This is a genomic window from Capnocytophaga sp. oral taxon 380 str. F0488 (genome assembly GCF_000318255.2).
GTDB classification, from domain to species: domain Bacteria; phylum Bacteroidota; class Bacteroidia; order Flavobacteriales; family Flavobacteriaceae; genus Capnocytophaga; species Capnocytophaga ochracea.
Genome location: NZ_KB291170.1, coordinates 49,534 through 56,184, shown reverse-complemented (window position 1 = coordinate 56,184; position 6,651 = coordinate 49,534). Strand labels below are relative to the sequence as shown.

The 6,651-nt window shown below is 38.4% G+C and carries 5 protein-coding genes; 2 read left to right on the top strand and 3 right to left on the bottom strand.

Annotated features, from left to right (window positions below):
- Positions 1 to 398 precede the first annotated feature (398 nt).
- Positions 399 to 1,241 (top strand): serine O-acetyltransferase, encoded by an 843-nt coding sequence (locus HMPREF9078_RS00395; protein ID WP_009411782.1) that lies wholly within the window; start codon positions 399 to 401, stop codon positions 1,239 to 1,241.
- 85 nt (positions 1,242 to 1,326) lie between these two features.
- The gene (gene cysK, locus HMPREF9078_RS00390; RefSeq protein ID WP_009418735.1) at positions 1,327 to 2,235 is read left to right on the top strand and encodes a cysteine synthase A; all 909 of its coding nucleotides are present in this window, start codon (positions 1,327 to 1,329) and stop codon (positions 2,233 to 2,235) included.
- A 46-nt stretch (positions 2,236 to 2,281) separates the two neighbouring features.
- Here cysK and HMPREF9078_RS00385 read toward each other — a convergent pair whose 3' ends face one another.
- From HMPREF9078_RS00385 to HMPREF9078_RS00375, 3 genes are all read right to left on the bottom strand, one after another.
- Positions 2,282 to 4,183 carry a S9 family peptidase gene (locus HMPREF9078_RS00385; protein WP_009418734.1) on the bottom strand — a complete coding sequence of 634 codons (1,902 nt, stop codon included), beginning with the start codon at positions 4,181 to 4,183 and terminating at the stop codon, positions 2,282 to 2,284.
- Positions 4,180 to 5,319, bottom strand: a complete 1,140-nt coding sequence (locus tag HMPREF9078_RS00380) for a heparan-alpha-glucosaminide N-acetyltransferase domain-containing protein (protein WP_009418733.1) — start codon at positions 5,317 to 5,319, stop codon at positions 4,180 to 4,182. Before HMPREF9078_RS00380 ends, HMPREF9078_RS00385 begins: the two co-directional genes overlap by 4 nt.
- 422 nt (positions 5,320 to 5,741) lie before the next feature.
- Positions 5,742 to 6,293 carry a DUF4199 domain-containing protein gene (locus HMPREF9078_RS00375; protein WP_002671731.1) on the bottom strand — a complete coding sequence of 184 codons (552 nt, stop codon included), beginning with the start codon at positions 6,291 to 6,293 and terminating at the stop codon, positions 5,742 to 5,744.
- Between the last annotated feature and the right edge of the window lie 358 nt (positions 6,294 to 6,651).

Here is a 6,651-nt window from a genome sequence, read left to right as displayed (position 1 = left end):
AAGCTTCCTATAAGCTAAGCATACCCATTTTACCTTTCATCTTTTATCTTTTACCTGAATCACCTTTTCCGTTCCTCTTCGTTATTTTTCTGCTTCCTCATCTCTTTTCTAAGACAATCCTAGAACTCCGATTATATCTTTTTGTATAACAAAAAAAAGTAAAAATATTTCAGTTTTTCTTTGGTAGTTAGAAAAATATTCTTATCTTTGCCCCCATTAATAGAATAGTACTGTATGAAACTGTATACTTTTCAAATAATGATGATGTGTTGTACCTTCTCTGTGAGCGGTGCAAGACTCGTTATTTCTTGAAAGTATCAGTATATATATATTTTAGTAAACGAAATAACAACACCCCACTGCTCATAATTAGGTAGTGGGGCTATTTTTTTATAATAATGACAAAAGTAAATTGCACCGAGAGTTTCATTATCGAACTCTATCAAGAAAGTAAAAATATCAAACATCACGTAAGCAAACAGCGTATTAACGCCTTTGTAGAAGAACTCTTTCAGTTCTTATTTCTCATAGATGAGCGTACTTGTCTCTCTAAAGTGAATATAGAAGCACGCTATGAGGAATTGCGTTATGATTTTATCAGTATTGTAGATGATTTTCTGCAAAACGAACCTCAGAAAGAGCAACTGACTGATTATTACGATTGTATTTTGCCCACTATTTATGCTCAATTAAAACAAGATGCTCAGTATTTTATCGATAGTGACCCAGCAGCTACCTCTCTCAGAGAAGTACAAGTTACCTATCCTGGTTTCTTTGCTATTATGGTATATCGTATCGCTCACGAACTATGGACGCGCGAAGTACCACTCTTGCCCCGTATACTCACCGAATACGCCCATAGCAAAACAGGTATCGACATTCACCCAGGAGCAACCATTGGCGTCCCTTTTATGATAGACCACGGTACGGCTATTGTTATTGGTGAAACTACGGTTATAGGTAACCACGTAAAAGTATACCAAGGGGTTACCTTAGGGGCACTCTCAGTATCGGTAGATAAGGCTCATACCAAGCGTCATCCCACCATTCAAGACAATGTGGTAATTTACTCAGGTGCCACAATCTTAGGAGGTGAAACCGTAATAGGTCACGATAGCGTTATTGGCGGGAACGTATGGCTTACCCATAGTATAGAACCTTTTACCAAAGTTTTCCACAAGAGTCAAATCATAGTAAAAGACAACGAAGTGTATGAAGAACCTATTAATTTTGTAATTTAGTCTTTAAACATTAGTTCCTAATACCAATTCACTAATCATTAACCACTAACTATTAACAAACACGTAACTAATAAATAATTATATAATGTTGTACAAAAATGTTTTAGAACTTATCGGGCGTACTCCCGAAGTGAAAATTAATCGATTGTTTGGTAAAGATGCCAACGTATTTATCAAGTTAGAACGCTTGAACCCAGGCGGTAGTATTAAAGACCGTATCGCACTCGCAATGATTGAAGATGCTGAAAACAAAGGTATCCTCAATAAAAATACTGTGATTGTAGAGCCTACCTCAGGTAATACAGGGGTTGGACTTGCCTTAGTAGCTGCCGTAAAAGGTTATAAGCTCATTGTGGTAATGCCCGAATCTATGAGTATAGAGCGCCGTAAACTGGTATCGGCTTATGGGGCTGAGGTTGTATTAACTCCAAAGGAAAAAGGAACAGGAGGTGCCATTGCTAAAGCCCTCGAAATAGCCGAAGGTAAACCTAACTATTGGGTGCCTCAACAGTTCGAGAACCCTGCTAACCCTGAGGTACACGAGTGCACTACTGCTCAAGAAATCTTGCAATCCTTCCCCGATGGCTTTGATTATTTTGTAACAGGAGTCGGTACTGGTGGACATATTTCTGGGGTATCTAAAGTGCTTAAACAACACTTCCCTCATCTTAAAACCATAGCCGTAGAACCTGAACTATCACCCGTACTCAGTGGAGGGGCAGCTGGTCCTCACCCTCTACAAGGGATAGGTGCTGGTTTTGTACCAAAGAACTATGATGCGAAGCTTGTAGATGATATTCTATTAATAAGTAAAGATGAGGCTTTTGAATATGCCCGCAAGTTAGCGAAAGAAGAAGGTATTTTAGCTGGTATTTCTACGGGAGCTTCTTTGGCAGCCGTCGCCAAAGTACTCAAAAAAGACCCTAAAGCACGTGTCCTTACTGTAAACTATGATACAGGCGAACGCTATTGGTCAGTAGAAGGACTTTTCTAATATATAGAAAAAAGAGGCTATCCGATTAGGATAGCCTCTTTTAGTTTTATAATGTTTCTTTTAGCCATTTGAAGAATGTTCTCTGCCATAAGAGTCCATTCTGAGGTTGTAATACCCAGTGGTTCTCATCAGGAAAATAAAGTAACTCACTTTTGATGCCTCTCAGTTGAGCTGCTGTAAAAGCTTGGAATCCCTGTTCTTCGGGTACTCGGTAGTCCTTCCCTCCGTGAATGATGAGAATAGGGGTGTCCCATTCTGTAATCTTCTCTATAGGATTGAACTCTTTATACGATTTTTGCGCTACAGCGTTCTTTTTATCCCAATAAGCACCTCCTATTTCGTTATTGTTGAAGAAGAGCTCTTCGGTAGTGCCATACATACTTTGCAAGTTGAATACTCCGCAATGGGCAATAAACGTCTTAAAGCGTTTTTGGTGAATACCTGCTAAGTAGTAGATTGAATATCCTCCGTAGCTGGCACCTATAGCTCCCAATCGTTCTTTGTCTACATAAGGTTCCTTAGCAATATCATCAATAGCCGATAGGTAATCGTGCATCGGCTGTCCGCCCCAATCTCCGCTAATTTCCGCATTCCATTTTACTCCAAAACCTGGTAATCCTCTGCGGTTGGGAGCTATCACTATATAACCTTGTGAAGCCATTACTTGGAAGTTCCAACGGAAACTGTAAAACTGGCTCACAACAGATTGTGGTCCTCCTTGGCAGTAGAGTAGGGTAGGGTACTTCTTGTTAGGGTCAAAGTTGGGTGGGTAAATTACCCAAGCGTGCATTCTCTTGCCGTCAGTAGTTTTGATGATACGCTCCTTAATAGGACATTCAGCAATCCCTTTGTATAGCTCATTATTAAAATGTGAAAGCTGTGATAGTGTTATGCGTCCTTTTTTCTCTTTTAAATTGATAGTATACAGTTCAGCTGCGTGGTTCATATCCGTGCGCATCACAACCAATTGGTCTCCTGCTTGTCCTACTATACTATTCACATCAAATACGCCTTGTGTGAGTTGTCTTGGAGAAGTATCTTTACTAAAAGGAGCTACTACAAACACTTGCTCTGTTCCTTGGGTAGCCGCAATTAGGTATATTTGCTTCCCATCGTTGCTCCATCGGTAACTGAAAACAGTATTATCCCAGTTAGCTGTAAGGTTAATGCGCTTGCCGTCCTTCAATATATAAAGGTCGTTTTTATCAGCTTCATTACCATCGTGTGCCATACTGAGCCACGCAAGAACGCCTTCTTTGTTATACTGAGGGTTAGTGTCATACCCCATCATTCCTTCGGTGAGGTTTGTTGTTTTTTTCGAGATGAGGTCGTACTCATAGATATCAGTATTAGTGCTCAGTACATAATCAGTGCCTACTTTGGCTTTGGTAACATAAAGTACCTTTTTACCGTCGAGACTCCATATATAATCCTCATCACCTCCAAAAGGCAACTGCGGACAGTAATAGGGCAATCCTTCCATTATATCGGTTTGCTTACCATTACTATCTTCTATCATCACGTGATTGTAACTACCTTCATTCCACGTGTCCCAATGGCGATGGTCTAAGCTACTGTAAAGCTTCCCCGATGATTTTTCTAAGTCGGTATAGAAGTCTTTCCCTAAAACCGATTTTAATTTTACTTCCTTATGAGTGAGTTTTAGGCTTTTATCGGTATTGTATTTAGCCGTGAGTTTTTCTACCTCTTCTTTGCTTATAGGAATGGGTACACCTCCTTTTACGGCAAGTTTATAGTATTCTTTGTTAAAAGTATTTTCCTTTATATTTGGAGTACTCACACTCACCAATACATATTGCTGGTCGGGAGTAATACCTATACCATTCACGCGATGTAGTTCCCATAGTTTTTCGGGGGTGAGAGGTTGTTGTGCTTGTATGCTATTAAATGCCATAACCGAAGCTAAAATAATAAGATGTTTTTTCATTCCTTAACAAATAAGGCAACAAGCCTTCCTAATAGTTTTACAATAAATTGGTAACTCTCTACCAAAAACGCTCTGATTTCTTTTAATACAAAAGCAATTCCTGATTTGATAACAGGTTTTACCCGATTGTAAATAAATGATAACCATACGCACACGGCTATAAAGGCAGGCGCTCCTAATACCACTTGATAAGGTTTCAACTGCCCTCCGAAGTGCTGTATAAGCCCGTGTGAGGTAATACTACCATATATGATAAAGCAGTGTATAACGTAAATCGATAGGGTGTTTTGCCCAATAGTTTTAATCAGTTGTGAAGTAATCACATTGCGCATTAGGGCAAAGAAACCAAATACAAGCAATACATTCCCCAAACGTAAATAAGCAAAGTCCTGCATTAGTCGCTCAAAAAATGGCGAATGGTTGATATAGAACAGTTGTTCTATCATAAAGTGAAAACCCCACAATAAGAATGCTCCCACGCTTAGAAATAGCAGAATAGCATTGCGGTATAAGTGAGGGTGATTTTTATATCGCTGAAATAGATATCCCATAAACCCTCCAAACGACACATAGCCAAACCAAGGAAAAATAGGAAAGAAACTACCGTGTGCACGAGTCAGATAATTAGCAATCGGCAAGGGTAGTGAATCAAAGCGCAAATCCTTGTAAAAAGGCTCAAAAGTGAACGCCAGTAGGGTAGTGGTGAGCAATATCGTAGGCATTACCCACGACTTGCGGTTATATGAAAGTAGGTAAGTAGCGATGAGCAACAAAAGCGAAAGCCCAATACAGTGCAGTACATCTACGCTTTGGAAACTCATACGCAAGAAGTAAGCAATACCGATGAGCATCAGTCCACGCCTAATACCTTTCTTCACGCGAGGGTTATTCCAGCCTACTTTTGTAGCATCACTTTCTTTTACCAATAAAAAAGTGAAGATAAACCCCGAAACAGTGAAGAACACAGGAGCGGTAATACCAGTGCAGTAGTGCCATAGCCAGTATATAAAGTTATTTTCGTCGCGGTAGCGGTCAGCAAGTAGTCCATTTATAAAGTGCCCTTGTAGCATCATACAGATAGCAAAGGCGCGAATCACATCTATGAAGTCAAGTCTGAATTTCTTTATTTTTTCCATAATCTTAATATCATAAAGAGAGTGCAAAGGTACAAAATAAATAACAATTAGCAAGTAATAGTTAAGAACTAACTAAGGAAAACGTACGGAATTCAATAAGTAAAGAAGTGTGGCTTACGTCATTATGAATTAAACAAAAATTGAGGTTTTCCCTTGTGTGAAAGGTTTTAGCAAAGTATTTTGGGTAGCTTGCTACCGATTTTTTTAAAATTTTGAAACTAATTTGTTTCAATTTCTGTTTCTTCTTTTTAAAACGAAATTTTATGTGTTTGACTTAATAGTATCAACAAGTAACGAGCAATGTTAGCTCTTTTATAATAAAAGAACTTTGCCAAAGTTTCAATAGCTTGTTGCGCTACAACCTTTGGCAAAGTTTTATTACTGATAATCAGTTGTTTTTATCTATTGAGAAGGAGCAACCACTAAAGAGGCATTGGGCGTTCTTTCTTCTTCACAGCTCCTACTATAGCCGAGATAATAACACCTCCAATGGCAGAGCCCAATATCGATGAAAAGAATGTCCATACCACAGAAGGCTTGCTTTGAAGTGTTTTTTCACGGAGCTCTTCCATTTGTTCTTCACTGAAATTAGAGGTAAAAGCACTCATTTTTTCCATTGTAACCTCTACTACTTTTTCATAATAGTTAGGGTCAATAACAGTAGTGTAGATTACACTGTAAATAGCAGCGATTACCCCTCCCACGAGAGCGGTTACTATCCCCACTTTAATAGCTTCACCTACAGTTAAGAAACCGTCGTTAGCCGTTTTGTACTGCTGAACAGCCATCACAATAAAAACTACACAGATAGCTAAATTCAATAGCCAAGTGATAGCACCTATCAAAAAACTTCCAGTGTACAAAAGGTTTGTTACGTACAGCAATACGCTTAAAACTACACAAGCAACCCCTAATAAAATACCGTTTCTAAGTGCAATACTTAGGAAATTTACATTTTTTGTTTCCATAAACATTGAATATTTAAGTTAATGCCACAAAAGTAGAAAAAATATTAATACTTACAATAAAAAAAATAATTTTTTCTTCTTTTTTTCTCACCTCGAAAATTCCCTTGTATAAATCATTTCTTATAAACACCAGTTCTACAACAAATTATCTTCTACTCTCAATCTTATTTTCGCTTTAGTGTTATGAACTTTGCCAAGATTTAACTTTGGCAGAGTAGAAGTCCTCTCAATAACCTTCTTTTTATCTCTGTTTTAACGTTAACTTACCTTCGCCTTTCCTTCGTTCATTGTTTGTCTTTTGTTCGTCTTTTGTTCGTTGATTGTTCGTTGATTGTTCGTCTTTCCTTCGTCATTTGTTCGTCTT

What these genes read in the sequence shown, in the direction of transcription:
- HMPREF9078_RS00395 (WP_009411782.1), top strand. Translation starts at nt 399, where the DNA reads ATGACAAAAGTAAATTGCACCGAGAGTTTCATTATCGAACTCTATCAA.
- cysK (WP_009418735.1), top strand. Translation starts at nt 1,327, where the DNA reads ATGTTGTACAAAAATGTTTTAGAACTTATCGGGCGTACTCCCGAAGTG.
- HMPREF9078_RS00385 (WP_009418734.1), bottom strand. Translation starts at nt 4,183, where the DNA reads ATGAAAAAACATCTTATTATTTTAGCTTCGGTTATGGCATTTAATAGC.
- HMPREF9078_RS00380 (WP_009418733.1), bottom strand. Translation starts at nt 5,319, where the DNA reads ATGGAAAAAATAAAGAAATTCAGACTTGACTTCATAGATGTGATTCGC.
- HMPREF9078_RS00375 (WP_002671731.1), bottom strand. Translation starts at nt 6,293, where the DNA reads ATGTTTATGGAAACAAAAAATGTAAATTTCCTAAGTATTGCACTTAGA.